The 23,310-nt window shown below is 71.1% G+C and carries 20 protein-coding genes and 1 pseudogene; 13 read left to right on the top strand and 8 right to left on the bottom strand.

The genetic code is table 11. From position 1 onward, the window contains the following. Positions 1-17 precede the first annotated feature (17 nt). Positions 18-1,034, top strand: coding sequence for a c-type cytochrome biogenesis protein CcsB (gene ccsB / locus BKA24_RS13900; RefSeq protein WP_184219475.1), 1,017 nt, complete (start codon positions 18-20; stop codon positions 1,032-1,034). A gap of 26 nt (positions 1,035-1,060) precedes the next feature. Then, positions 1,061-1,732, top strand: coding sequence for a GDSL-type esterase/lipase family protein (locus BKA24_RS13895; RefSeq protein WP_184219472.1), 672 nt, complete (start codon positions 1,061-1,063; stop codon positions 1,730-1,732). Positions 1,733-1,805: 73 nt separating this feature from the next. Here the strand turns inward: BKA24_RS13895 and BKA24_RS13890 are convergent, their stop codons facing one another. Continuing rightward, on the bottom strand, positions 1,806-4,109 hold the full coding sequence (locus tag BKA24_RS13890; RefSeq protein ID WP_184219469.1) for a YhgE/Pip domain-containing protein: 2,304 nt from the start codon (positions 4,107-4,109) through the stop codon (positions 1,806-1,808). Beyond that, positions 4,106-6,970: an MMPL family transporter gene (locus BKA24_RS13885; RefSeq protein WP_184219466.1), complete on the bottom strand. Its 2,865-nt coding sequence runs from the start codon at positions 6,968-6,970 to the stop codon at positions 4,106-4,108. Before BKA24_RS13885 ends, BKA24_RS13890 begins: the two co-directional genes overlap by 4 nt. Positions 6,971-7,080: 110 nt before the next feature. Between BKA24_RS13885 and BKA24_RS13880 the strand changes: the two genes are divergently transcribed. Continuing rightward, positions 7,081-7,677: a TetR family transcriptional regulator gene (locus tag BKA24_RS13880; RefSeq protein WP_184219462.1), complete on the top strand. Its 597-nt coding sequence runs from the start codon at positions 7,081-7,083 to the stop codon at positions 7,675-7,677. A 38-nt stretch (positions 7,678-7,715) separates the two neighbouring features. Here the strand turns inward: BKA24_RS13880 and BKA24_RS13875 are convergent, their stop codons facing one another. Together BKA24_RS13875 and BKA24_RS13870 are read right to left on the bottom strand one after the other, a co-directional pair. Next, positions 7,716-8,708 (bottom strand): o-succinylbenzoate synthase, encoded by a 993-nt coding sequence (locus BKA24_RS13875; protein WP_184219459.1) that lies wholly within the window; start codon positions 8,706-8,708, stop codon positions 7,716-7,718. 70 nt (positions 8,709-8,778) lie between these two features. Beyond that, positions 8,779-9,195 carry a hypothetical protein gene (locus tag BKA24_RS13870; protein WP_184219456.1) on the bottom strand — a complete coding sequence of 139 codons (417 nt, stop codon included), beginning with the start codon at positions 9,193-9,195 and terminating at the stop codon, positions 8,779-8,781. A 166-nt stretch (positions 9,196-9,361) separates the two neighbouring features. Between BKA24_RS13870 and BKA24_RS15420 the strand changes: the two are divergent. Next, a pseudogene (locus BKA24_RS15420) lies at positions 9,362-10,711 on the top strand (HNH endonuclease signature motif containing protein); the annotation flags it as partial. On the opposite strand, the gene BKA24_RS13860 reads toward BKA24_RS15420, so the two are convergent. Beyond that, positions 10,688-11,500 carry a DUF1206 domain-containing protein gene (locus BKA24_RS13860; RefSeq protein ID WP_184219449.1) on the bottom strand — a complete coding sequence of 271 codons (813 nt, stop codon included), beginning with the start codon at positions 11,498-11,500 and terminating at the stop codon, positions 10,688-10,690. The pseudogene BKA24_RS15420 and the gene BKA24_RS13860 sit on opposite strands and share 24 nt — an antisense overlap. Positions 11,501-11,587: 87 nt before the next feature. Continuing rightward, a complete protein-coding gene (locus tag BKA24_RS13855) occupies positions 11,588-12,004 on the bottom strand; it encodes a glucose-6-phosphate dehydrogenase (RefSeq protein WP_184219446.1) in 417 nt (138 codons plus the stop codon). Between the two features lie 145 nt (positions 12,005-12,149). Here BKA24_RS13855 and BKA24_RS13850 point away from each other — a divergent pair, with 145 nt between their 5' ends. The 3 genes from BKA24_RS13850 to BKA24_RS13840 are packed head-to-tail and all read left to right on the top strand — an operon-like array spanning position 12,150 to position 15,212. Next, complete coding sequence (locus BKA24_RS13850; protein ID WP_184219443.1) at positions 12,150-13,052, top strand: 1,4-dihydroxy-2-naphthoyl-CoA synthase; 903 nt, start codon at positions 12,150-12,152, stop codon at positions 13,050-13,052. Between the two features lie 7 nt (positions 13,053-13,059). Further along, positions 13,060-14,235: an AMP-binding protein gene (locus tag BKA24_RS13845; protein WP_184219439.1), complete on the top strand. Its 1,176-nt coding sequence runs from the start codon at positions 13,060-13,062 to the stop codon at positions 14,233-14,235. 5 nt (positions 14,236-14,240) lie between these two features. Then, positions 14,241-15,212: a 1,4-dihydroxy-2-naphthoate polyprenyltransferase gene (locus BKA24_RS13840; RefSeq protein ID WP_221417742.1), complete on the top strand. Its 972-nt coding sequence runs from the start codon at positions 14,241-14,243 to the stop codon at positions 15,210-15,212. Between the two features lie 9 nt (positions 15,213-15,221). Here BKA24_RS13840 and BKA24_RS13835 read toward each other — a convergent pair whose 3' ends face one another. Further along, entirely contained in the window at positions 15,222-15,482 is a 261-nt protein-coding gene (locus tag BKA24_RS13835) for a DUF4229 domain-containing protein (protein ID WP_184219433.1), read from the bottom strand. A 64-nt stretch (positions 15,483-15,546) separates the two neighbouring features. Between BKA24_RS13835 and BKA24_RS13830 the strand changes: the two genes are divergently transcribed. From BKA24_RS13830 to BKA24_RS13820, 3 genes are all read left to right on the top strand, one after another. Further along, on the top strand, positions 15,547-15,945 hold the full coding sequence (locus BKA24_RS13830; RefSeq protein ID WP_184219431.1) for a PLDc N-terminal domain-containing protein: 399 nt from the start codon (positions 15,547-15,549) through the stop codon (positions 15,943-15,945). A 1-nt stretch (position 15,946) separates the two neighbouring features. Continuing rightward, positions 15,947-17,728 (top strand): 2-succinyl-5-enolpyruvyl-6-hydroxy-3-cyclohexene-1-carboxylic-acid synthase, encoded by a 1,782-nt coding sequence (gene menD, locus BKA24_RS13825; protein ID WP_184219428.1) that lies wholly within the window; start codon positions 15,947-15,949, stop codon positions 17,726-17,728. A gap of 102 nt (positions 17,729-17,830) precedes the next feature. After that, on the top strand, positions 17,831-18,694 hold the full coding sequence (locus BKA24_RS13820) for a polyphosphate kinase 2 family protein (RefSeq protein WP_184219424.1): 864 nt from the start codon (positions 17,831-17,833) through the stop codon (positions 18,692-18,694). A 14-nt stretch (positions 18,695-18,708) separates the two neighbouring features. On the opposite strand, the gene BKA24_RS13815 is transcribed toward BKA24_RS13820, so the two are convergent. Then, the gene (locus tag BKA24_RS13815; RefSeq protein ID WP_184219421.1) at positions 18,709-19,959 is read right to left on the bottom strand and encodes an isochorismate synthase; all 1,251 of its coding nucleotides are present in this window, start codon (positions 19,957-19,959) and stop codon (positions 18,709-18,711) included. Positions 19,960-20,034: 75 nt separating this feature from the next. On the opposite strand from BKA24_RS13815, the gene BKA24_RS13810 reads away from it, so the two are divergent. From BKA24_RS13810 to BKA24_RS13800, 3 genes are all read left to right on the top strand, one after another. Then, positions 20,035-20,811 (top strand): demethylmenaquinone methyltransferase, encoded by a 777-nt coding sequence (locus BKA24_RS13810; RefSeq protein WP_184219418.1) that lies wholly within the window; start codon positions 20,035-20,037, stop codon positions 20,809-20,811. Then, positions 20,808-21,869, top strand: coding sequence for a polyprenyl synthetase family protein (locus BKA24_RS13805; protein ID WP_184219414.1), 1,062 nt, complete (start codon positions 20,808-20,810; stop codon positions 21,867-21,869). Before BKA24_RS13810 ends, BKA24_RS13805 begins: the two co-directional genes overlap by 4 nt. A 61-nt stretch (positions 21,870-21,930) precedes the next feature. After that, positions 21,931-23,304, top strand: a complete 1,374-nt coding sequence (locus BKA24_RS13800; protein WP_184219411.1) for an FAD-dependent oxidoreductase — start codon at positions 21,931-21,933, stop codon at positions 23,302-23,304. The last annotated feature ends 6 nt before the right edge of the window (positions 23,305-23,310 follow it).

Genomic DNA, 23,310 nt, shown 5'->3' with positions numbered 1-23,310 from the left:
CCCTTCGGAGGACCTCCATGTCTCTCGATGATCTGTCGGTGCTGCTGCTGTGGACCGCTGTCGCGATCTACACCCTCGGCTTCATCGCCTTCACCGTCGACCTCGCCCGCCGCTCTGAGCTGGCGATCCAGGCGCAGGACGCGCGGGTCAAGGAGCGCACCCTGGTGGCCGCCGGGGGCCAGACGATCGATGAGATCCGGGCCGAGGAGGCTGCCGCGAAGGTCGCGCTCGAGGCCCGACCGTCCGAGCGCGGCCGCTTCCTCTTCGCGCGACTGGGCGTCGTGATGACGGTCGTCGCCTTCCTCTTCCACGTGGGGGCCGACGTGACCCGTGGCATCGCCGCGGGCCGCGTGCCGTGGTCGAACAACTACGAGTTCGCCCTGACCGGCACGATGCTGGTCGTCGCCGTGTTCCTCGGCGTCCTCGTGAAATACGACCTGCGCTTCCTCGGCGCCTTCGTCAACGGTCTCATCGTCGTGCTGCTGGGTGGCGCGGCGCTCGCGTACTACGTCGAGGTCGTCCCGCTCTCCGACCCGCTCAAGAGCATCTGGCTCGTCATCCACGTCTTCGTCGCCTCGCTCGCGTCGGCCTTCTTCGCCATCGCGTTCGCCCTCTCGGTGGTGCAGCTCCTGCAGTCCCGCCGTGAGCGGCTCGCACTGGCCGCTGTGGGGTCGGATGCCGCACCTCGCACGCGAATGCCCTTCCTCCGCACCCTGCCGAGTGCCGAGGTCCTCGAATCGCTCGCGTACCGCTTCGCGATCATCGGCTTCGTCCTGTGGACGTTCACCCTCATCGCGGGGGCGATCTGGGCGAACGACGCGTGGGGCCGGTACTGGGGCTTCGACACGAAGGAGGTCTGGACCTTCGTGATCTGGGTGCTGTACGCCGGGTACATCCACGCCCGAGCCACGCGCGGGTGGCGCGGCACCCGGTCGGCCTGGCTCTCGATCGTCGGCTTCTGCGCGGTCCTGTTCAACTTCACGATCGTGAACCAGTTCTTCAAGGGCCTCCACTCGTACAGCGGTCTCAGCTGAGCGGCCGTCTGCGCGCACGCTGGGTTGTGGCCGCCGCGGTCGCGGTCGTCGCGGCCGGTGTCGCCGTGACCGCGGTGGTGATCGCGCGCCCGGGCGAGCCGCCGGGGTGCGACGACATCCGCGCGTATCAGCAGCAGTACGGCGAGATCGAGACCCTCGGCTCCGGCCCCGACGGCGTGACGGTGCTCGGCGACTCGTACTCAGCGGGCGACACGCTCGATGATCGCGGCCACCGCTGGACGGACGTCCTCGTCGAACTGGACCCGGAGGTGACGGTCACGCTCGACGCGGTCCCCTTCACGGGATACGCGAATCGGGGCGCCTGCGGGCCGAACTCGTTCGTGGATCGCATCGCTCGCGCAGCATCCGAGGGGGAGACGCTGATCATCCAGGGCGGGCTCAACGACGTCTTCGCCCGTGCCACGACCCTCGAGGCGGCCGTGGACGAGGTCTTCGGTGCGGCCGATGTCGCCGACGCAGTCGTCGTCATCGGGCCCCTGGACGTTCCGGCGAGGGACGGGGAAGTGCAGGTGGATGCCGCGCTGCGCACGGCCGCCGAGGAGCACGGCTTCGTCTACGTGTCGGCGCTGGAGTGGGAGATCCCGATCGCCGAGGACGGCGTTCATCCGACCGAAGCGGGGGACCGGCGGTACGCCGAGCGCGTCCGCGACGAGCTCGCGGACGCGCGGCTGCCCTGACCTCTGCCGCCTGACCCCGCGGAGACGACGATGCCCCCGTCCAAGAGGACGGGGGCATCGCGCGTGGAGGCGCTCAGGCGGGCTGCGTGAGGACCGCGCGGGCCGACGTCGACCGGTGCCGGGTGACGGCCAGGACGGAGCCGAGGATCGCGAGCACAGCCCAGATGACGAGGCCCACCGCGCCGGTGGCCGCGCCGTCGGACTCGGTCAGCGCCGCGAGCATGGCGTGATACGCGGGTGCGGTGGGGAGCAGTCCCGCGATGTCGGCGAGGGCGCCGGGAACCGTCGAGACGATTCCGGTCGCGATGACGAGGACGCCGACGAGCGCGGCGATCCAGCGTCCCACCCCACCGGCGAGGGCGACGAGGGCATGGTTGACGGCGGCGAAGGCGACCCCGGCGACGACACAGAGGGCGGCGAACACCGACCACGCGCCGACCTCGTACCCGGCGGCGAGCTGCACGACGACGGCGACCAGCAGGCCCTGCGCGGCGCCGAGAGCCGCGCCGGGAGCGAGCGCGCGCAGCGCGAGCACGGCCGACGGGCGCCGCGAGCCGAGCGCGGCGCGCGGCACGGCCTGCAGGACGAGGAACGACGCGAGGCCGCCGAACCAGAGCGCGAGCGTCGCCAGCAGGGGCACGGCCGACGCGCCGAAGAACGAGGTGCTGGTGCCGTCGGCGACGACCGGGTTCGCGACCACGGCGGCGAGGTCCTTCGCCTCGCTGTCCGTGTAGGTCGGCACACCGTCGACGGCCTGACCGAGGCCGTCGGCGAGCTCGTCCGTGCCGTCGGCGAGCTGCGTGACCCCGCCGGAGAGCTCACCGGCACCGTCCGAGAGCGCTCCGATGCCGTTCGCGAGTTCGTCGGTGCCGGATGCCGCGGTGCCGGCGCCTGCGGCGAAGGTCTGCGCTCCGGTGGCGAGCTGTGCCGCGCCCGAGGCCAGGCCGTCGGCGCCGGTGGCGATCTCCGCTGCGCCGTCAGCGAGGCGGCCGACACCGGTCGCCGCTTCGTCGGCGCCCGAAGAGAGGTCGGCGGCACCGCCGGCGAGACCGCTCGCCCCGCCGGCGAGGCGGTCGGCGCCGTCAGCGAGGCCGTCCATGCCCGCCGCCAGACGCTGCGCGGCCTTTGCGTACTCGGAGAGACCTGCACTCAGGGTCGGGCCGAACTGGGCAAGCTGGTCGATGTCGGCGGCGAGCTGCTCGGAGTCGCTGACGGCCTCCTGCAGGCCGGGAAGCGCGGCCTCCGCGTCGTCTGCGGCATCGGTCAGCGAGGCGCACAGATCAGCGCTGCCGCCTTCGGCGAGGCAGGAGTCCGCGGCATCGCGAAGCGCCTGCACGGCGGTGCCCACGGCGGCACTGTTCTGCTGACCGTCGGAGGTGAGGGCTTTCAGCCCGGCGACGACCGAGTCGGGGATGGCCGGGATGGCTGCGGTCTGCCCGGCGGCCGCGGCCAGACCGTCGGCCAACTGCTGTGTGCCGTCGGCCACGGGGCGCGCGCTGGCGGCCCAGGTCTCGAGACCGTCTGCGGTCGCGGCGGCGCCGGAGGAGAGCTGCGCCGCTCCGTCTGCGAGCTGGCCGAGGCCGCCCGCGGCGGCGTTGGCGCCGGTGGCCAGCTGATCGGCGCCGCCGGCGAGAGCGGCGGAGCCGGTGCCGAGTGCCTGGATGCCGCTGGAGAGGCCCTGCGCACCGCCGGCGAGCTCCCGGATGCCGTCGGCCAGAGAGTAGCCGCCGGTTGCGGCGGTGCTGGCGCCGTCGGCGAGCTGGGTGGCGCCGTCGGCGGCCTCACTCGCGCCGTCGGCGAGCTGGGTGGCGCCGTCGGAGGCCTCGCCCAGCTGCTCGCCGAGGGTGGTGAAGCCGAGCAGCACGTTTTCGAGGTAGGTCTCGGTGAGCTGCTCGCCGAGGACCGATGCCGCGGTCTGGGTCACCTGGGTCGTGATGGCGTCGTCCACGATCTTGCTGTCGGGCGGGGTCGTCAGTGAGATGGTCGCCTTCTCGGGGCTGCCGCCCGGAGCCGTCGAAGTCGCGGCGGCGGAGAAGTTCTCGGGGATGGTGACGATGGCGTCATAGGTGCCGTCCGCGAGACCTTCTTCGGCATCCTCGGTGTTGCTGATCGTCCAGGTGAGGTTGCTGTCGAGGTCGTCGGAGCCCTCGACGAGCCCGGCGGTGAGCAGGCGGCCGAGCGGCGTCGTCTGCCCGTTCACCTCGACCGGCTCGTCGTCGTTCACGATGGCGGTGTTCATCGCGTCCAGACGTTCGGTCGGGTTGTACAGGGCGGCGACGAGGATGCCGCCGATGATCGCCGGCAGCAGGAGCACGCCGAGCAGCGTGAGCCAGGTCACCGGGCGTCGGTTCTGTGAGCGTTCGAACGAGAGGGTCATGAGGGGATCACCTGGGTGTCGGCGGCGGCGGGAGCAGGGGTGCGGGTCTCGAGGACCAGCGTGTCGGTGGGAGTGCGGTGCGCGTCGGCGAGCACACTCCGTGCGGAGGCGAGGTCGCGGGCGGAGGCCACGATCGTGAGTGCGTGACCCCGTGCGGTCACCCCGGCGGCGGCGTCGCGGATGAGCGCGGCGGCCTGATCGCGGTCGCTGCCGCTGAGGGTGTCGAGACCGGCGATCGCGACGAAGCGGGTGCGACCGGCGAGGGCGCGACGCTGCTCGGTCAGGGGAGCGTCCGAGCCGGAGAGCTCCGCGACGCCGACGTGGGCTCGCACCCACGCGGCTCGGCCCGGCAGCAGATGCCCCGATACCCGCAGGAGTCCCTCCGTGGGCGCGACGCGTCCGGCGACGGCGAGGAGGAAGGCGCGCGCACTGTGGGGGTCGTCGGCGGTCACCAGGAGCGTGCCGCCGTCGGCGAGGCGCACCGAGGCATCGCGGAACAGCACGATGTCGCTGCCGCCCGGTCCTTCGGCGCGGACCTCCAGACCGTCCGCGGCGAGGGCGCCGGTGTAGTCGGGCTCGGGCCAGTGGGCATGGGCGCGCTCGTGCTCGACCGCCTCGCCCTCGATGTCGACGTGGGGGAGCAGCCGCTCGAGCCAGCGCGGCATCCACCATGCCTTCTCTCCGAGGAGAGCCATGACGGCCGGGACCAGGGTCATACGCACGAGGAAGGCGTCGACGGCGATGCCCACCGCGAGCCCCAGCGCGATCGGTTTGATGGAGCTGTCGCCTTCGGGGACGAAGGCCGCGAACACGGCGAACATGATCACCGCCGCGGCGACGACGACGCGGGCCGAGGCGGTGAAGCCGCTGCGCACCGCGGCGATGGCCGTGGCCCGGTCGCCGCGCCCGCCGCGGGCGCGCCGGCCGTGGACGAAGTCCTCGCGCATGCGCGAGACGAGGAACACCTCGTAGTCCATGGCGAGGCCGAACAGGACGCCCATCAGGATGATCGGCATGAAGCTGATCACCGGGCCCGTGCGGGTGACGTGCAGCGCCTCGGCCAGCCAGCCCCATTCGAAGACGGCGGCGACCGCACCGAACGCGGCGAGGATCGACAGCAGGTAGCCGAGGGTCGCCTTCAGCGGCACCCAGATCGACCGGAAGACGATCATCAGCAGCACGAACGACAGGCCCACCACGAAGATGCCGAAGGGCAGCAGCGCGGCGCCGAGCCGGTCGGAGATGTCGATGCCGACGGCGGTGAAGCCGGTGACCTTCAGGTCGACACCGTATTCGTCGAGCCACTCGTCGTGGTGCGAGCGGAGCTCGCGCACGAGGTCGGCGGTGGCGGGGTCGTCGGGCGCAGTGGTGGGGACGATCTGGATCAGCCCGGTGTCGGCCGTCTCGTTGGGGGTGGCGAGGGCGACGCGCTCGACGCCGGGGATGTCCTCGACCTCGGCTTTGAGATCCTCCATGAGACCCAGCGGGTCGGTGCTCGTCACGATCGTGCCGGCCATCACCAGCGCGCCGTTCGACCCGGCGCCGAAGTACTCCGCGTTCAGGTCGTAAGCCTGCCGCGCCTCGCTCGAGGTCGGCTGGACGCCGGCGTTGGGCAGCGCGAGGTGCAGGCTCGCCGACGGGATGGCCATGATGCCGAGTCCGACCACGACGGCGACCGTCGTGATGATCGGATGCCGCGTCACGAGCATCACCCAGCGGTTGGGGCGCATGGGGGTCGCCTTCGGAGCGGGCTCGGGAGCTTCGGCGTCGGCGTTCGCGGCATCCGTCGAGCGAGCGCGGCGACGGGTCGGGAAGCCGCGCTGGAGAGTGCGGCCGCCCCATCCCGCGACGCGTCCCTTGGCGAAGCCGAGGAGTGCGGGGGTGAGGCTCACCGAGACCACGACCGCGATCGCGACGGCGACGGCGGCCGCGATACCCATGGTCGACAGGAAGGGGATGCCGGCCAGGCTCAGCCCCACGAGGGCGATCATGACGGTCACCCCGGCGAAGACGACGGCGGAGCCGGCGGTGCCGGTCGCGCGTGCGGCGGACTCCTCGGGATCCATGCCGGCGCGCACCTGGTCTTGATGTCGCGACACGATGAACAGCGAGTAGTCGATGCCGACCGCGAGTCCGAGCATGACGGCGAGCATCGGGGTGGTCGAGGAGATCGTCGTGACGGCGGTCGAGACGTAGATGAGGGCGACGGCCAGGCCGACGCCGATCAGCGCGCTGATGAGCGGGAACCACGCCACCGCGAAGGAGCGGAACGTGACGATGAGCACGAACAGGGCGATGAGGACGCCGACGGCCTCGATGATCGAGAGCGCCGGGACGGAGGTGGCGAACAGATCGCCGCCGAGCGCCGACGTGGTCCCCTCCGGTGCGTCGACTCGGAAGTCGGCGACCAGCTGTTCGACGTCGGCGATCGTGTCATCCGACACGTCCATCGCCTGACCATCGAACTGGAGCTGAACGAGGCCTGCGCGTCCGTCGTCGGAGATGAGACCGTCGACCATCTCGTCGTAGGGAACGGTGACGTTCGAGACCCCGTCGACGTCGGCCAGGCCGTCCGCGAGGGTTTCGACCTCGTCGCGCAGGGGCGCGTCATCGACGCGGCTGCCCTCGGGGGCGACGACGACGAACTGCGCGCTCGCGCCGCTCGCCTGCGGGAACGTGCGGTTGAGGAGCTCGATTCCCTCCTGGGCCTCGGTCCCCGGGATGGAGAAGGAGTTGTCGGTGCCCTTCATGAGCAGCGCGACGCTGCCTCCGACGAGACCGAGCAGAAGGATCCAGGCGATGAGCACGCGCCAGGCGTGCCGGTACGACCAGCGGCCGAGCGAGAACAGCAGAGTGGACACGGGGCGCTCCCAAGAAGAGGATTCAGACGAGTTCGATACAGCGCTGTATCCGATACACAGGTGTATCCTAATCCCGTTCGTGGCGTTCGAGTCTGGGGAGTGGGTGTGAAGTGGCACGCAGCCGTGAGAACACGAGAGCGCGTCTGTTGGAGGCCGCCCACGACGTCTTCGCCGAGGTAGGACTGGGGGCGGCGTCGGTCGAGGCGGTCTGCGAGCGTGCCGGGTTCACGCGCGGGGCGTTCTACTCGAACTTCGAGACGAAGGACGAGCTGTTCCTCGCCCTGATCACCCAGCTCGCCGAGGACAAGCTCGACGAGGTCGCGGTGCGGGTGCGCACCCTGTCGGGGCGTGACGATCCCGTCGACCTCGTGCGACAGATCGCCGACATCTCCCTCGCCGAGCGGATGGAGCCTCAGCTGCTGAGCGAGATCCGCACCCAGGCGCTCCGCGACGACAATCTGGCGGCCGCCTTCCTCGCCTGGCGGGAGCAGATGCGCGTGCGCGTCGAGGCGATCATCACCGACGTGACCTCGGCACACGGCATCCGACTCCGGATGCCGTTGCCCGACGCCGCGCAGCTGCTGCTCGATGTGTCGGAGGAGTGCTCGATCCGCTCCTCGCTCGAGCGGAAGTCCAAGCGCAGCGCGAACGAGGCGCTGCAGTCGCGCCTGCAGCAACTGGTCGCGCTGCTCGTCGAGGCGGCCTGAGCGCTCTGCTGGGCGAGGCGGACTGACGGCTCCGCTGGTCAGTCCTCGCGGGCGGACAGCACCGCGTGGCAGCGCGAGAGACGATCGAGCCACCACTCGCGACGCTCGCGGTCGGCGGCGTGGCGCGCGAGCAGATCGGGTTCCGCGGAGACTCGCCTCACCGGAACGGAGCCGCCCTGGGGGCGCAGCGGGTCGCTCGTCACGTCGGCCGCGAGCAGCGATGCCGTGCCCAGCCCGCAGTCGACGTCGAGGTCCGGCAGGGATGCCGCGAGGGCGACGCCCATCGCGAGGCCGACGGACGTGTCGAGGGCGCTGGAGACGACGGCGGGCAGCCCCGCCTCGGCCACGATGCGCAGCGCGCGCTCGACGCCTCCGAGCGGCTGCGCCTTCACGACGAGGAGGTCGGCTGCGCCCGCGCGAGCGACAGCGAGCGGGTCGCTCGCCTTGCGGACCGATTCGTCCGCGGCGATAGGGATGCCCATGTAGGTGACGCGGCGGCGCACCTCCGCGAGCTCGTCCACCTCGGCGCACGGCTGCTCAACGTACTCGAGGTCGTAGGCGGCAAGCGCGTGGATCGCGTGCTCGGCCTCGTCCATGTTCCAACCCCCGTTCGCGTCCACTCGGATGCGGCCTTCCGGTCCCATCTGCTCGCGCACCGCGCGCACCCGAGCGACGTCGTCGTCGAGTCGCTGCCCGCGTTCGGCGACCTTGACCTTCGCGGTGCGGCATCCGTCGAAGCGAGACAGCACATGCGGCACCGACGCCGCGGACACCGCGGGCACCGTGGCGTTCACTGGGATCTCCGAGCGCTCAGCGCGAGGTGAGGGGTGCCAGCCGAAGTCGATTGCCCCCGCGAGCCAGGTGGCGGCCTCCTCGTCGGCGTACTCCGTGAACGGGGAGAACTCGGTCCATCCCTCGGGTCCCTCAAGCAGCAGAGCCTCGCGGAGGTCGACTCCGCGGAACCGCGTCACGAGGGGAAGCGCGACGACCCGCGCGGTGTCGAGCAGATCGGACAGCGGCGGGAGCGTCATGCTCACATCCTGCCGCGCGGCTGCGCCGGCGGCATCCTTTCGGCGCCGCGTGGTGCGCGTCGAGCGGGTGTCAGGGTCGCCAGCGGACGGGATCATCACAGAGGGTGGTGGTGCGTGCGTCCGTGTCGAGACACGCCCCGTCGACAAGGATCCGTTCGCCCAGCGATTCGCCGAGGGAGACGTTCAGGGCCACGCCGTTGTTGCCCTGGCATTCGCCGTCGTCCGTACCGTTGTCGGCGACCGGAGTGGTCACGACGACCCGATCGCGTTCAGATCGGACGAGCGGGTTGAGCACCTCCCCGGTGACGCCGCTCGCACATTCAAGCCGCGAGACGACGATGTCGATCGACGTGCTGTCGCGGCTCGGTTCTGACTGCAGCTGCCACACGCCGGTCTCGCCGGACGGACGGGAGTCGACTGTTCGCGCGCATCCGGGCACAGACACGGTGAGCAAGATGACCGCCAGGAGGACGCCGATGGTTTTCACGTCTGAGGAGTGTCGCACTGCGCCCGTTCGTCTCGGAGGGTGCTGCTCGCCGAGAGACGACTTCGGACGGAAGGTTCGTTGAAGATGAGGCTTTTCTCATCTGGTCTGGGGTTCAGGTGGCGACAACGCGGGTGGGAATGTCGGAGGCCCTCACCAGGATGGGGGTATGACCAGCACGGCGGAGACTCCCGGATCGGACGCGTTCCTCGCGTCTTTGGCCGGGTTGGTGCATGAGGTCGAGTCCGCCGGGCGGCAGGTCGCGGCGGCGCAGGTACGTGAACTTCGGGTTCTCGCTGCGGCGGGCCGTCTCGCGGAGAGCCAGGCGGCGGGGTTGCCGGGTCGGGTGCGGGAGCACGACATGATCCTCCGCTCGATGGCGGCGGAACTCGGCGGGGTGATGCGGGTCGCCGACCGGACCGTGCAGCGCCGGATCAGTGAGGCGCGCGTGATCGTCGAGGACTTCCCGGGAGCGTTGGCCGCGTGGGAGACGGGGGCGATCACGCGAGGCCACGTGCTCGTCATCGTCGAGACCGGGTCGGTCGTTCCGCCGGAGCTGCGGGCCGAGTTCGAAGCCGCGGCGATCGCCCGGTGTGAGCGGGACACCCCGAACCGGGTCCGGGCCGAGCTCGAGATCCTCGCGCAACGGATGCACCCGCGTTCCTTCACGGAACGGCACACCGAGGCCGCGGCAGGGCGCTGCGTGCGAGTGCTGCCGGGCCGGGATGGGATGTCGGACCTCGTCGCGACACTGCCCACCGCGATCGTCGAGGGCGTGCACGACCGGCTCACGCAGATGGCGCGGGCGATCATCGACAGCCGCGGCGAGCGGGCGGATGGCTTCACCGTCGCGGATGGCGCGAGAACGGACGGAGTTGGTAGCGCCGAGGTCGACGGCGGCGACCGGCACGACGTGATCGGCACCGACACCCGTTCCACCGACCAGGTCCGCGCCGACGTTCTCGCCGACCCCCTCCTCGCGGGCACGCCCGCCCTCGACGACACCCGCGACACGACCGCAGGTCCGCTCGGCACGATCCGGGCACGAGTGCAGATCGTCATCCCCGCCCTCGCCCTCACCGGTGCCGACGAAGCGTGCGACCTCGTCGGCCGCTCACCCATCGACCCGACCACCGCGCGGCTCCTGGCCGGGTCGACACCGACCTGGGAGCGGCTCGTCACCGACCCGATCACCGGGACCGTGCTCGCCGTCGACTCCTACCGAGTCCCGTCGGCGATGCGCCGATACCTGCAAGCCCGAGACCAGCACTGCCGATTCCCCGGATGCCGCACCGCGGCGATCCGCTGCGAAGTCGACCACACCCACCCCGGCCGTCGCCTTCACCCCTGCCGCACCCACCCACGACACCGGCCGAGCACCCTTCTGAGGTCGCCGAGGCCTGACAGCGCGTCACTCCGTACCACGAGCCCTGGGCCCGCGGCATCCGTGCGGGAGCAGCACGCGCCGCAGCCCGGACTCCGCCGCACGCTCCTGTCAGAGCCGGGCGAACCGCGCCCGGAAGAACGCGTACACGCCGTAGGCGATCCACCCCGCACCGATGAGGATGAGCACCACCACTCCCGCCGGCAGGTCGATGAACGAGCGCAGCGCACCGTCGAGCCCCGTCGACTTCTCGGGATCATTGGTGATCGCGCCGACCAAGAAGAGCACCCCCACCCCAGCCAGAGCCAATCCGCGGGCGACATAGCCGACCGTCCCGAGGACGCGAACAGCGCGGCCAGCGGCACCACCCGGCACCCGAAGATCGCGCTCGAACCGGCGGGTCACACCCTTGAACACGAGATATCCGGCGATCCCGATCATGACCAGACCGATCGCCACGACGAGGAACACCCCACCCGGCACAGCCAGAAGATCGGCGGTCAGCGAACTCGTCGAACTCGACGAATTCGCCGAACCCCCGGCGGCGAACACGCCCGCGGAGAACGCGATCGCGAGATACACGATCCCCTTCGCGCCGTTCTTCACCATGTGCTTCGCGCGATCGGCACCCGACGACACGGACTGGTCGAGGAACGCGCTGAGCAGATGCCACACCCCGAGGGCGGCAAGGCTCACGGCCGCCGCCCACAGCAGGAACACCCCGCCCGGGGCACTCGCCAGCTGCTGCAACGCACCGGACTGGTCGGCCTGCTCCCCGCCCGACCCTCCCGTCGCGAGCGAGATGGCGATGATGCCGATCAGCACGTGCACGACACCGCTGGCAGCGAAGCCCGCACGGGCCACCGCCCGGAAGGCGCTGCTGTTCTTCGTCGCGTGTGCTGCTCTGTCGGCGGAGGGCGTCATCGCGCCAGCCTAATGACGGCTATCCGCGGCGATCACGCCGATGCGCCGCCACCCACCGATGGTGTAGGGACAGCCTGCCGCGACCGGTCAGACGACCTTCTGCCCGCACATCCCGCACACGCCCGTCGCGGACACCTCGACGAAGCAGTCGGGGCACATCGCGCGGACCACATCCAGCGACGGCGCCGGGCGCTTGGGCGCCGTGGTGCGCTCCGGACGAGCAGCCTTCGGTGCCGACCCGCGGGGCTTGCCCGGGTTCGCGACCGACGCCGCGGGCGGGGGCGGGGACGACGGCTTGTGCTCCGCACAGTAGTAACGGACGAAGCCGGCGTGATTGTTCGGATGCCGGTGCTTCACGACCCACAGCTCCGACCGGTCACGCGGCTCGGACGACGCCGGGCAGCCGACACAGCGGGTCGCTTCGCCGGGGACGGCATCGGCTGCGAGCAGCGGCACCTCGAAGGGAAGAGCGTCCCGCCAGTCGGATGATCTCGTGATCTTCATGGCGGTCCTTCCGCGGCATCCGTCGGGTGAAAGCCGCTCTACAAGCTTCGCACGGTCACGGCACCGCGGTCGCCGGTCGTCGGGTGAACAGTTCCCGGCGAACGATGCCCGAGGGCGCGACCTGCCCCGAGCGTAGGCTGGCGGGGTGACCGTCTCCGAGCTCTTCGACCCGTCGGAATGGACCGTCGCGCCCGGCGCCGACGACTACACCGACATCACCGCGCACGTCTCCCTCGACGGGCGCATCGCCCGCATCGCGTTCGACCGCCCCGAGGTGCGCAACGCCTTCCGGCCGCACACCGTCGACGAGCTGTACCGCGCCCTCGACATCGCGCGGCAGGACCCGAAGATCGGGGTCGTCCTCCTCACCGGCAACGGCCCGAGCGCGAAGGACGGCGGGTGGGCGTTCTGCTCCGGCGGCGATCAGCGCATCCGCGGTCGCGACGGCTACACCTACGCCGCTGATGACGCGACGACCCCAGACCCGGCGCGCGCCGGACGCCTGCACATCCTCGAGGTGCAGCGTCTCATCCGCTTCATGCCCAAGGTCGTCATCGCCGTCATTCCAGGCTGGGCCGCCGGCGGTGGGCACTCCCTCCACATCGTCTGCGACCTGTCGATCGCGAGCGCCGAGCACGGCAGGTTCAAGCAGACGGATGCCGATGTCGGATCGTTCGACGCCGGTTATGGCTCCGCGTACATGGCGCGTCAGGTCGGCCAGAAGATCGCGCGCGAGGTGTTCTTCCTCGCGGAGGAGTACTCCGCGCAGCGCGCCTATGAGATGGGCGCCGTGAACCGCGTCGTGCCGCACGCCGACCTGGAGCGCGAGGCCATCTCGATGGCCCGCACCATCCTCGGCAAGTCGCCGACCGCGATCCGCATGCTGAAGTTCGCGTTCAACGCCATCGACGACGGCATGGTGGGCCAGCAGGTGTTCGCCGGCGAGGCGACCCGTCTCGCCTACGGCACCGACGAGGCCGTCGAGGGGCGCGACGCGTTCCTCGAGAAGCGCGACCCCGACTGGTCGCCCTACCCGTACCACTACTGAGCGGGCGATGCGCGACCTCATCACCGTCGGCGCCGAGCCGCGCGACGTCCTGCGCGGCCTGCGGGCGACGCTCGACGGCGCGGGCCCGGCGCTCGCGCTCGGCGACACCGAGCCGCCGCTGCGGCACGTGCCCGGAGGCACCGCGCTCGTCATCGCGACGTCCGGGTCGAGCGGCATCCCCAAACGCGTCGTCCTGAGCCGCTCTGCGCTCATCGCGAGCGCGACGGCGACCGCGGCGCGCATCGGCGAGGGGGCGTGGCTGCTCGCGCTGCCGCCGACCTACATCGCCGGGGCACAGGTGCTCGTGCGCAGCCTCCTCGCCGGGCACGAGCCGTCACTGCTGGCGGGCGCATTCTCGGTGGGGGCGTTCACGGCCGTCGCGGCCTCGATGCGTTCGAGCGTGGGCGGCGCTCCCGTGCCCCGCTTCACCTCGCTCGTGCCGACCCAGCTGTCCGACCTCGTCACGGCGGGCGAAGCGGATGCCGGCGTCGCAGCAGAGCTGCGCGGCTTCGAAGCGATCCTCGTGGGTGGGCAGGCGCTTGCACCGTCGCTGGCCGAGCGGGCCGCCGCATTGGATGTCCGCGTGGTCCGCACCTACGGGTCGAGCGAGACCAGCGGCGGCTGCGTCTACGACGGCGTCCCGCTCGACGGCGTCGGCATCCGCATCGTCGAAGGCGAGGTGCAGCTGACCGGACCGATGCTCGCCGACGGCTACCTCGGCGAGACCGACCGAACCGACGACGTCTTCGTCCGAGACGGCGGCGGCACGCGCTGGTACCGCACCGGCGACGCCGGCACGTTCGAGGGGGGCATCGTGCGGGTGACCGGACGCCTCGACAACGTCATCGTCTCGGGTGGGGTGAATGTGTCGCTGGATCGCGTGGAGGGCATCGTGCGCATCCAGCCCGGGCTGGATGCCGCGGTCGTCATCCCGATCGAGGATGCGCGGTGGGGTCAGGCATCCGCCGTCGCGATCACCCGTGATGCACTCGCGGGTCGGCACGTGTCGGACGTCCTCGCGGAGCTCCGCGACGCTGTCGGCGAGGCCGCGGGCGCGCCGGCTCGTCCGCGAGCCCTGCTGGTGCTCGACGAGGTCCCCCTGCTGCCCAGCGGCAAGCCCGACCGGGGCGCGCTCCGCGTCCTGTGGGGCGACCGCGAGGGCGCACATCGACACGGGCAATAGGATCACTGCTCGTGGCATCCCGAAAGCGCACCCCCTCACGTCCCGCTCGCCGCTCCGGCAACCCGGCGAAGCCGAAAGCGACGGCCGCCCCGCAGAAGCTCGCGCCGGTGACCGCGCGCGACTGGATCGGCGCCGCACGGCTGCGCACGCTCCCGCTCGCGGTGAGCCCGATCCTGGCCGGAACCGGAGCGGCTGTCGTGGTCGACGGGCTCTTCCACTGGGTGCTGGCGCTGTCCTGCCTGCTGGTCGCGGTCGCGCTCCAGGTCGGCGTGAACTTCGCGAACGACTACAGCGACGGCATCCGAGGCACGGACGACCACCGCGTCGGGCCCGCCCGCCTGACCGCGTCGGGCCGGGTCTCGCCGCGCGCCGTCCTCACCGCCGCGCTCCTGTCCTTCGCGGTCGCCGCGATCGTGGGGATCGCGGTGGTCGTGCGCACCCAGCACTGGTGGATGCTCGCCGTCGGCGCCCTCTGCATCGTCGCGGCCTGGTTCTACACCGGCGGCAAGCGCCCCTACGGGTACTCCGGCCTCGGCGAGGTGTTCGTCTTCGTCTTCTTCGGTCTCGTCGCCACCACCGGAACGACCTTCGTCCAGGTGAGCGCCGTGCCGTGGGAGTCGTGGCTCTCCGCGATCGCCGTGGGCTTCCTCGCGTGCGGTGTGCTGGTGACGAACAACCTCCGGGACATCGCTCAGGATGCCGTGGCCGGCAAGCGGACGCTGAGCGTGCGCATCGGCCGACGCGGATCGCAGGTGCTCTTCACCGTCTTCATGCTGCTGCCGTTCGTCATCGCCGTCCTCATCGCGCAGCTCTACCCGATCGCGTGGGTGAGCCTCCTGGCGCTGCTCGCCTCGCTGTCGGCGACCCTCATCGTCTGGACCTACCGCACACCGCGCGAGCTGATCACCGCGCTGCAGCTGAGCTCGCTGACCTCGGTGGCCTACAGCGCCGTGCTGCTGTGGGCCTTCATCGGCTGAGCCGGGAGCTCAGTCGGTCGCGGCGTCCTCGACGGATTCGTCTCTGGCGTTGCGGCGGCGCTCCTCACGCCGCTCGGAGAGCCCGGTCGACACCTCGTCGAGAGGCCGACGCAGGAAGAGCATCGACAGGCTGAGGCCGATCAGCGCCGCGAAGATCGCGGCGAGCCAGTAGTGCTCCCGCAGGATCGGGAACAGCATCATGACGCCGAACGGCACGAAGAAGGCGAGCAGCCGCAGCAGCGAGTAGACGAAAGCGGAGCGGGCGCGCATGCTCCCATTCTACGACCGCACGGGTGAGCGCCCTCCGCGAGCGCGCCCCGCTTAGGATGGAGTCATGGCGCGCGTGTACCTCGTTCTGGCGCTGCTGCTGACCGCGTTCTGGGTCTACAGCATCGTCGACTGCGCGCTCCAGCCGCCGACCCGTCACCGCGGCGTGAGCAAGCCGATCTGGCTCCTCATCGTCGTGCTGCTTCCGGTCGTCGGCGGCGTCCTCTGGTTCCTGATCGGCCGCACCCGCCGTTCCAGCGCGCCCCGTTTCCAGGCACCCGACGACAACCCGGAGTTCCTCGGTCGGATCTCCACGGTCAGCGATCAGGACGAGCGCATCCGGCGCCTCGAAGAGGAGCTGGCCGCGCTCGACTCCGAAGCCGACGACCCGCGCGATCGCGGCCACGTCGACCCGCCCTCGACCGACGACGACTCGGGCGAGCAGACGCGCGGCGGCCGTTCCTGAGATGACCGCGCCCGACACGGGAGGGCGCGCGCCCGCCGCCGACGCCGCTGCCGCGCTCCTGCGCCGCCTCGTTTGGCGCGGTGTCCGCCATCTCGTCGTCGCCCCCGGCTCCCGCTCCCAGGCGCTCGCCCTCGTCGCCGCGGAACTCGAACGACGTGGCCGAGCCGATGTGCACGTGCGGATCGATGAGCGCGTCGCAGGCTTCACCGCTCTCGGTGTCGGCCGCGAGACACGCGTGCCCGCGGTCGTGATCTGTACGTCCGGCACCGCCGTCGCGAATCTCCTGCCCGCGGTGCTCGAAGCCCACCACGCCGGCGTTCCCCTTCTGCTGCTGACGGCTGACCGTCCGCCCGAACTGCGCGGGGTCGGGGCCAACCAGGCGACGCGGCAGCCGGGCATGTTCAGCGCGTACGTGCGGTTCGAAGCCGACCTCCCCGTTCCCGAGCTCGTCGACGACGTCGACGGTGAGCAGTCGGCCGCTCTCGCGGCGGTCGCCGATGCGGCCTTCGGCGCGGCGATGGGGGCGGGCAATCGGGCCGCCGGCCCCGTGCACCTGAACCTGCCCTACCGCGAGCCGCTCTCCGGCGTGCTTCCCGACTGGCTGACGGATGCCGCGGCATCCGTCGTCGGCGCCGAGGTCACCGCGGAAGCGCCCGACGAGATGTGGGGCGCGCACTACCAGGGTGGAGGCGGGATCGGAGCCGCCGACCTTCCCGACGATCCGGCGGTGGCGACGCCGCTGCCGCGCGGACCGCGCACCGTGGTGATCGCAGGAGCCGATGCCGGCGCCGGTGCCGAGGAGCTCGCCCATGTCGGCGGCTTCCCGCTCATCGCCGAGATCGTGAGCGGAGCCCGCTTCGGGCGCCACCTCGTCCACGGCTATCGGCACCTCCTGTCGGACGACGCCCTCGGCGGCCGCATCGAGCGGGCCGTCGTGTTCGGGCACCCGACGCTCAGCCGCGAGGTGACTCGGCTGCTCAGCCGATCCGATGTCGAGGTCTGGGCGATCCGTGGCCCCGGCGAGCCCCTCAATCTGAACGGCTCCACCACCGCGGTGGACGCGGTGTCCGTCCCGGCGGGTGACGCCGACCGCGAATGGCTCGGAGCGTGGATGCGCGCCTCACGGGAGCACGCGGTCGATCTCAGTCCGGCCGCCCCCGACGCGGACGCGTTGGCGTCGACCGTTCCCGCCGAGCGCATGAGCGCGCTCTCCGCCGAGCTGGGCGCCATCCGAACGCCGTTGGATCGGGCAGGCCTGGTCGACGCCGTGTGGCGAGCGAGCTGGCCGCACGACCGTCTGCTCTTCGGCTCCTCGCGCCTGGTCCGCGTCGCCGATCAGCTGCTCGGCGGCAAGAAGGTGCCCGTCCACGCCAACCGCGGCCTCGCCGGCATCGACGGCACGATCGCCACAGGAATGGGCATCGCGGTGGCGGCCCAGCGCGGGTCGTCTCCCGGGGTGACACGGGTGCTGCTGGGCGATCTCGCCTTCCTCCACGACGTCGGAGCCCTCCTGCTCCCCCCTGCCGAGGGTGAGCCGCGGATCCAGGTCATCGTCGGCAACGACGGCGGTGGCACGATCTTCGACGGACTCGAGGTGCATGACGTGGCGTCGCCCGACGCCTTCGACCGGGTGTTCTTCACGCCGCAGACGGCGCGCCTCGAGGAGCTCGCCCGCGCGTACGGGTGGGAGTACACCCGCGTCGCCACGCGCGGTGCCCTCGACCAGGCGCTCACCGCACCGGTCGGAGGTCGGCAGATCATCGAGGTCCCCCTCGCCCGCTGAATTCCTGGCTCGCTGAATTCCACTTGCCCGCTGATCGCAGAGCCGTGGCATCCGCCCCGTCAACGGGGTGCGTGACGGCACCGTCATCGCCATGATGAGGGGATGACAGCGACGAGTCAGAAGAACTGGACCGGCGACCCCGCGCAGCTGTTGCGAGTGGGGGAGGGATTCCGACTGCACGACGTCGACCCCGCGGCCACCCCCGGCTACGAGGGCGGCAAGAGCGCCGCGAAGGCCGACCTCGCGGACGGCGCCGAGCAGTTCGACGAACTGCAGGAACGGCTCTTCGCGCAGAGTCGCCTCGACGACGGAGCACCGTCACTGCTGCTCGTACTCCAGGCGATGGACTCGGCAGGCAAGGGCGGCATCGTCCGTCACGTCATCGGTGCGACCGACCCGCAAGGGGTGCACCTCAAAGCCTTCAAGAAGCCCACCCCCGAAGAGCTCGCCCACGACTTCCTGTGGCGCATCGAGCGCGAGGTGCCCGAGGCGGGGTACATCGGCGTCTTCGACCGCTCGCACTACGAAGACGTGCTGATCGGTCGTGTGCGTCAGCTCGCTCCGCCCGACGAGATCGAGCGCCGCTACGAGGCCATCGTCGATTTCGAGCAGCGCCTCACCGATCGGGGCGTCCACATCGTCAAGGTCATGCTGCACATCTCATCCGACGAGCAGAAGGCGCGGCTCGGCGAACGGCTGGAGCGTCCCGACAAGCACTGGAAGTACAACCCGGGCGACGTCGACGAGCGTCAACTCTGGCCCGCCTACATGGACGCCTACCAGACGGTGTTCGATCGCACCTCCACGGCGAACGCACCGTGGTTCGTCGTTCCCGCGAACGCGAAATGGTACGCCCGCCTCGCGGTGCAGGCGTTGCTGCTCGACGCGCTCGAGCGCATCGACCCGCAGTGGCCCGCGGCCGACTTCGACGTCGAGGCCGAGAAGGCGCGACTCGCGGCGACCTGAGGGCGCCGGCGCGGTCAGGCCAGCGCGTCGACGATCGGTCGGAACTTGACCCGCGTCTCGAGCATCTCGGTCTCGGGGTCGCTGCCGGCGACGATGCCCGCGCCGGCATGTGCGACGAACGGGATGCCGTCGTCGGACGCCCCGTTCACGTCGAACTGCGCGCAGCGCAGCGCGATGGCCCACTCGCCGTCGCCCTGCGCATCGATCCAGCCGACGGGTCCGGCATAGCGGCCCCGATCGAACGGCTCGATCCGGCGGATGGCCTCGAGCGCTGCCTGCGTCGGTGTGCCGGCGACGGCCGCCGTCGGGTGCAGCACCGCGACGAGGTCGAGCGAGGACGCCCGCCCCGACAGGCTGCCCTCGACATCCGTCGCGAGGTGCCAGACATTCGGCAGCTTCAGCATGAACGGTTCGGGCTCGGCGACCAGTGCGGTCGTGTGCTCGCGCAACGCCGTCAGCACACTCTGCACGGCGTACCGGTGTTCGTCGAGGTCCTTGGGGCTCGTCGCGAGGGCGACGGATGCCGCGGTGTCGGCGTCCGCATCGGCGCCGCGGGCGGCGGTTCCCGCCAGGACCCGTGCGGTGACGGTGCCTCCCGACACGGTCACGAGGGTCTCGGGGCTCGCCCCGATGGTGCCGTCGACGGCGAAGGTCCACGTGTCGGGGTACGCCGATGCCAGCGCACGGACGAGCCGGCGCAGGTCGGAGCCGGCGGGAACGGTGCCCACCAGGTCGCGGGCGAGGACGACCTTCGCGACCTCGCCGGACGCGATCGCCTCGAGGCCGGCGCGCACCTCGCCCTGGTAGCCGTCGGGCGTGCAGGCCCCGGGGCCGACGGTGGCCGACCAGTGCGGGCCGAACGCGATCGCCTGAGGCTCGTCGCGTTCCGGTTCGCCTTCGACGAAGACGTGGGTGACCCAGCTCGTGTCCCCGCGGCGCCCGATGATCATGCGCGGCACGGCGAGGGCGGCGCTCGCCGAGCTGTTCGCCGGGTCGAAGGGCAGCGTGCCGAAGGCGACGAGGCCCGACCCGGCGAGGCGGACCTTGTCGTCGATCTCCGATGCGGCGGTGACCTCGCGCCACCACTGCGCGGCGGCTGCGCCGGCGGGGAGTTCGGCCGCGCGCCCGACGCCGATGAGAAGGTCACCGCGGCGCGACCACACGGTGGGATCTTCGGGGGAGGCGTAGATCAGCGGTTCATCGACCGGTTCGATCCGCCGGGTGACGGCACGCAGCCGCGGGATGCCGAGCGCAGACGAGGTCACTCCTTCAGCCTAATCCGGCTGGTCAGCCGAGCCGCGGCGGGCCCCGGGCAAGCCCGCCCCGATTAGGCTCGGTACGTGACCGACGAACCGACCCGCGCCGCCTCCACCCGTGCCGATCTCGGCAAGGATCCGTCGCGCGTGAGCGGCATGTTCGACGAGGTCGCCGCCGGGTACGACCGCACCAACACCGTCCTCAGCCTCGGCAACGACAAGCTGTGGCGGGTCGCGGCGACGCGTGCCATCGCGCCCCGGCCGGGCCAGCGGATCCTCGACCTCGCCGCGGGGACCGGTGCGAGCTCTGTCGCGCTCGCCCGTTCGGGCGCCGACGTGGTCGCCGCGGACTTCTCCGCCGGCATGATCGCCGAGGGGCGGCGTCGCCACGGCGGCATCCCGAACCTGAGCTTCACCGAAGCGGATGCCACGGCTCTGCCGTTCGCCGACGACGAGTTCGACACCGTGACGATCTCGTTCGGCCTTCGCAACGTCAATGACCCCGACAAGGCCCTGGGCGAGATGCTCCGCGTGACGAAGCCCGGCGGGACGCTCGTCGTGTGCGAGTTCTCGCACCCGCAGGCTCCACTCATGCGGACCCTCTACTCGTTCTACAACGATCGGGTCCTGCCGATCGTCGCGAAGGCCGTCAGCACGAACGCCGACGCCTACGACTACCTCAACGAATCGATCCGCGATTGGCCCGACCAGGCCGCGCTCGCCGCGCGCATCCGAGGGGCGGGCTGGGACTCGGTCGAGTATCGCGATCTGACCTTCGGCATCGTGGCGCTTCACCGCGCACGCAAGGGGGAGTCTGCGGGCGACCGGGCCGAGGGCCGGACGGGTACGCTGGAGGAATGACTCCCCGTCCCGCGACTCCGGGTTCGCAGTTCGCGAGCCGCCTCGGTGTCACCGAGCGGATCTTCGCGGGCCCGCGGCTGCGCAAACTGCTCACGACCGTCGAGGTCGGACTCGACCAGGTCGAGGAGCGCCTCGCTGGTGAGCTCACGGTGGGGGATTCCCTCGCCGACGTCACGTCGCGCTACCTGTACGAGGCCGGTGGCAAGCGTCTGCGGCCGATGCTCTCGATCCTGACGGCTCAGCTCGGCTCCGGCGTGACCGACCACGTCATCGCCGGTGCGGTGGCCCTCGAGATGACCCACCTCGGTTCGCTGTACCACGACGACGTCATGGACGAGGCGGACCGCCGTCGCGGCGTTCCCAGCGCCCACGCCGTCTGGGGCAACAGCGTCGCGATCCTCACGGGCGACCTGCTCTTCTCCCGGGCGAGCCAGCTGATGGCGACGATCGGCGAGCGGGCGATCCGCATGCAGGCCGACACCTTCGAGCGCCTCGTCCTCGGGCAGATGCACGAGACGGTCGGCGCGCAGGCGGGGGATGACCCGGTCGATTTCTACCTGCAGGTGCTCAGCGACAAGACCGGCTCCCTCATCGCCGCGGCGGCTGAGGCCGGCGTCGTCTTCTCCGACGCCCCCGACGAGTACGCCGCACCGGTGCGCGAGTTCGGTGAGCGCGTGGGTGTTGCGTTCCAGCTCCTCGACGACGTCATCGACCTCTCCGCAGACGCGGAGGAGACCGGCAAGGTGCCCGGCACCGACCTGCGTGCGGGCGTCCCGACGATGCCGTACCTGCTGCTCGGCCGCGCCGGCGACCCCTCGTCGCAGGCGCTCAAGGCGACCATCGACGACGGGGTGGCGCGTATCGCCGACGGAGCGGACCCCGCCATCCTCGACGCGCCGCTCGCCTCCCTCCGCGAGCACCCGGTCACCGAAGCGACGCGGACCCTCGCGCACCAGTGGGCCGACCGCGCGGTCGCCGCGCTGGCGCCGCTGCCCGACGGTGTCGTCCGCGAGTCGCTGACCCGGTTCTCCCAGGTCATGGTCGACCGCTCCAGCTGATCTTCCGGCGCACCGGCGCCCTTCGTCACGCCCGTCCCGCGGGCTCTCGGAAAGGACACCCATGACCAAGCTTCGGCTGGCCATCGTCGGCGCAGGACCCGCCGGCATCTACGCGGCGGACATCCTCCTCAAGGCGGAGCGCAAGTTCGACGTGTCGATCGACCTCTTCGACCACCTCCCGGCGCCCTACGGTCTCGTCCGCTACGGCGTCGCCCCCGACCACCCGCGCATCAAGGGCATCATCAATGCCCTCCGCGACGTGCTCGACCGCGGTGACATCCGCATCTTCGGCAATGTCCGCTTCGGTACGGACATCACCCTCGCCGACCTGAAGAAGCACTACAACGCCGTCATCTTCAGCACCGGTGCGATCAAGGACGCCGACCTCGACATCCCCGGCATCGACGCCGAAGGGTCGTTCGGCGCCGCCGACTTCGTGAGCTGGTACGACGGTCACCCCGACTTCCCCCGCGAATGGCCGCTGGATGCGGCATCCGTGGCGGTCCTCGGCAACGGCAACGTCGCCTTGGATGCCGCGCGCATGCTCGCCAAGCACGCCGACGACCTGCTGCCCACCGAGATCCCCGCGAACGTCTACGACGGGCTCAAGGCGTCGCCGGTCACCGACGTCCACGTCTTCGGTCGTCGGGGACCCGCTCAGGTGAAGTTCACCCCACTCGAACTGCGCGAGCTCGGCGAGCTGAACGACGTCGACATGGTCGTCTACGACGAGGACTTCGACTACGACGAGGCGTCGAAGACCGCCATCGCGTCGAACAAGCAGGTCATGGTCATCGACCGCGTGCTGCAGTCGTGGCGTCAGCGTCCCAGCGTCAACAACGCCGGGGGAGAGGCAAGCCGTCGCCTGCATCTGCACTTCTACGCCCGTCCCGTCGAGATCGTGAAGGATGAGGCCGGCCATGTGGCCGCCATCCGCTACGAGCGCACGCGGCCCGACGGCTCCGGTGGTGTCGAAGGCACCGGCGAAATCCGAGAGGTCGCCGTCGGCCAGGTCTACCGCGCGATCGGCTACTTCGGTTCCCCGCTGCCCGACGTGCCGTTCGACAAGCGCCACGGCGTGATCCCGAACCACGAGGGTCAGGTCATCGAGAAGGGCTCCAACGAGCGCGTGCCTGGCGTGTACGCCACCGGGTGGATCAAGCGCGGTCCGGTGGGTCTGATCGGCCACACCAAGTCCGACGCGATGGAGACCGTCCGCCACGTCATCAACGACCAGGCGTCGTGGTGGGCGCCCGAGCAGCCCGAGGAAGAGGCGGTCGTCGCCCTTCTCGCCGAGCGGCAGGTCGCGTGGACCGACCTCGACGGCTGGCACCGGCTCGACGAGCACGAGGTCGGCCTGGGCGCACCGCATGGGCGCGAGCGGATCAAGGTCGTCGACCGCGACGAGATGGTGCGGGTCTCACGCGGGGAGTGAGGCTCC

Origin of the sequence: Microbacterium marinum (assembly GCF_014204835.1) — a bacterium.
In the GTDB taxonomy this organism is placed as follows: Bacteria; Actinomycetota; Actinomycetes; order Actinomycetales; family Microbacteriaceae; genus Microbacterium; species Microbacterium marinum.
Note: the sequence above shows the minus strand (reverse complement) of the source record. Positions and strands in the feature narration are given on the sequence as shown.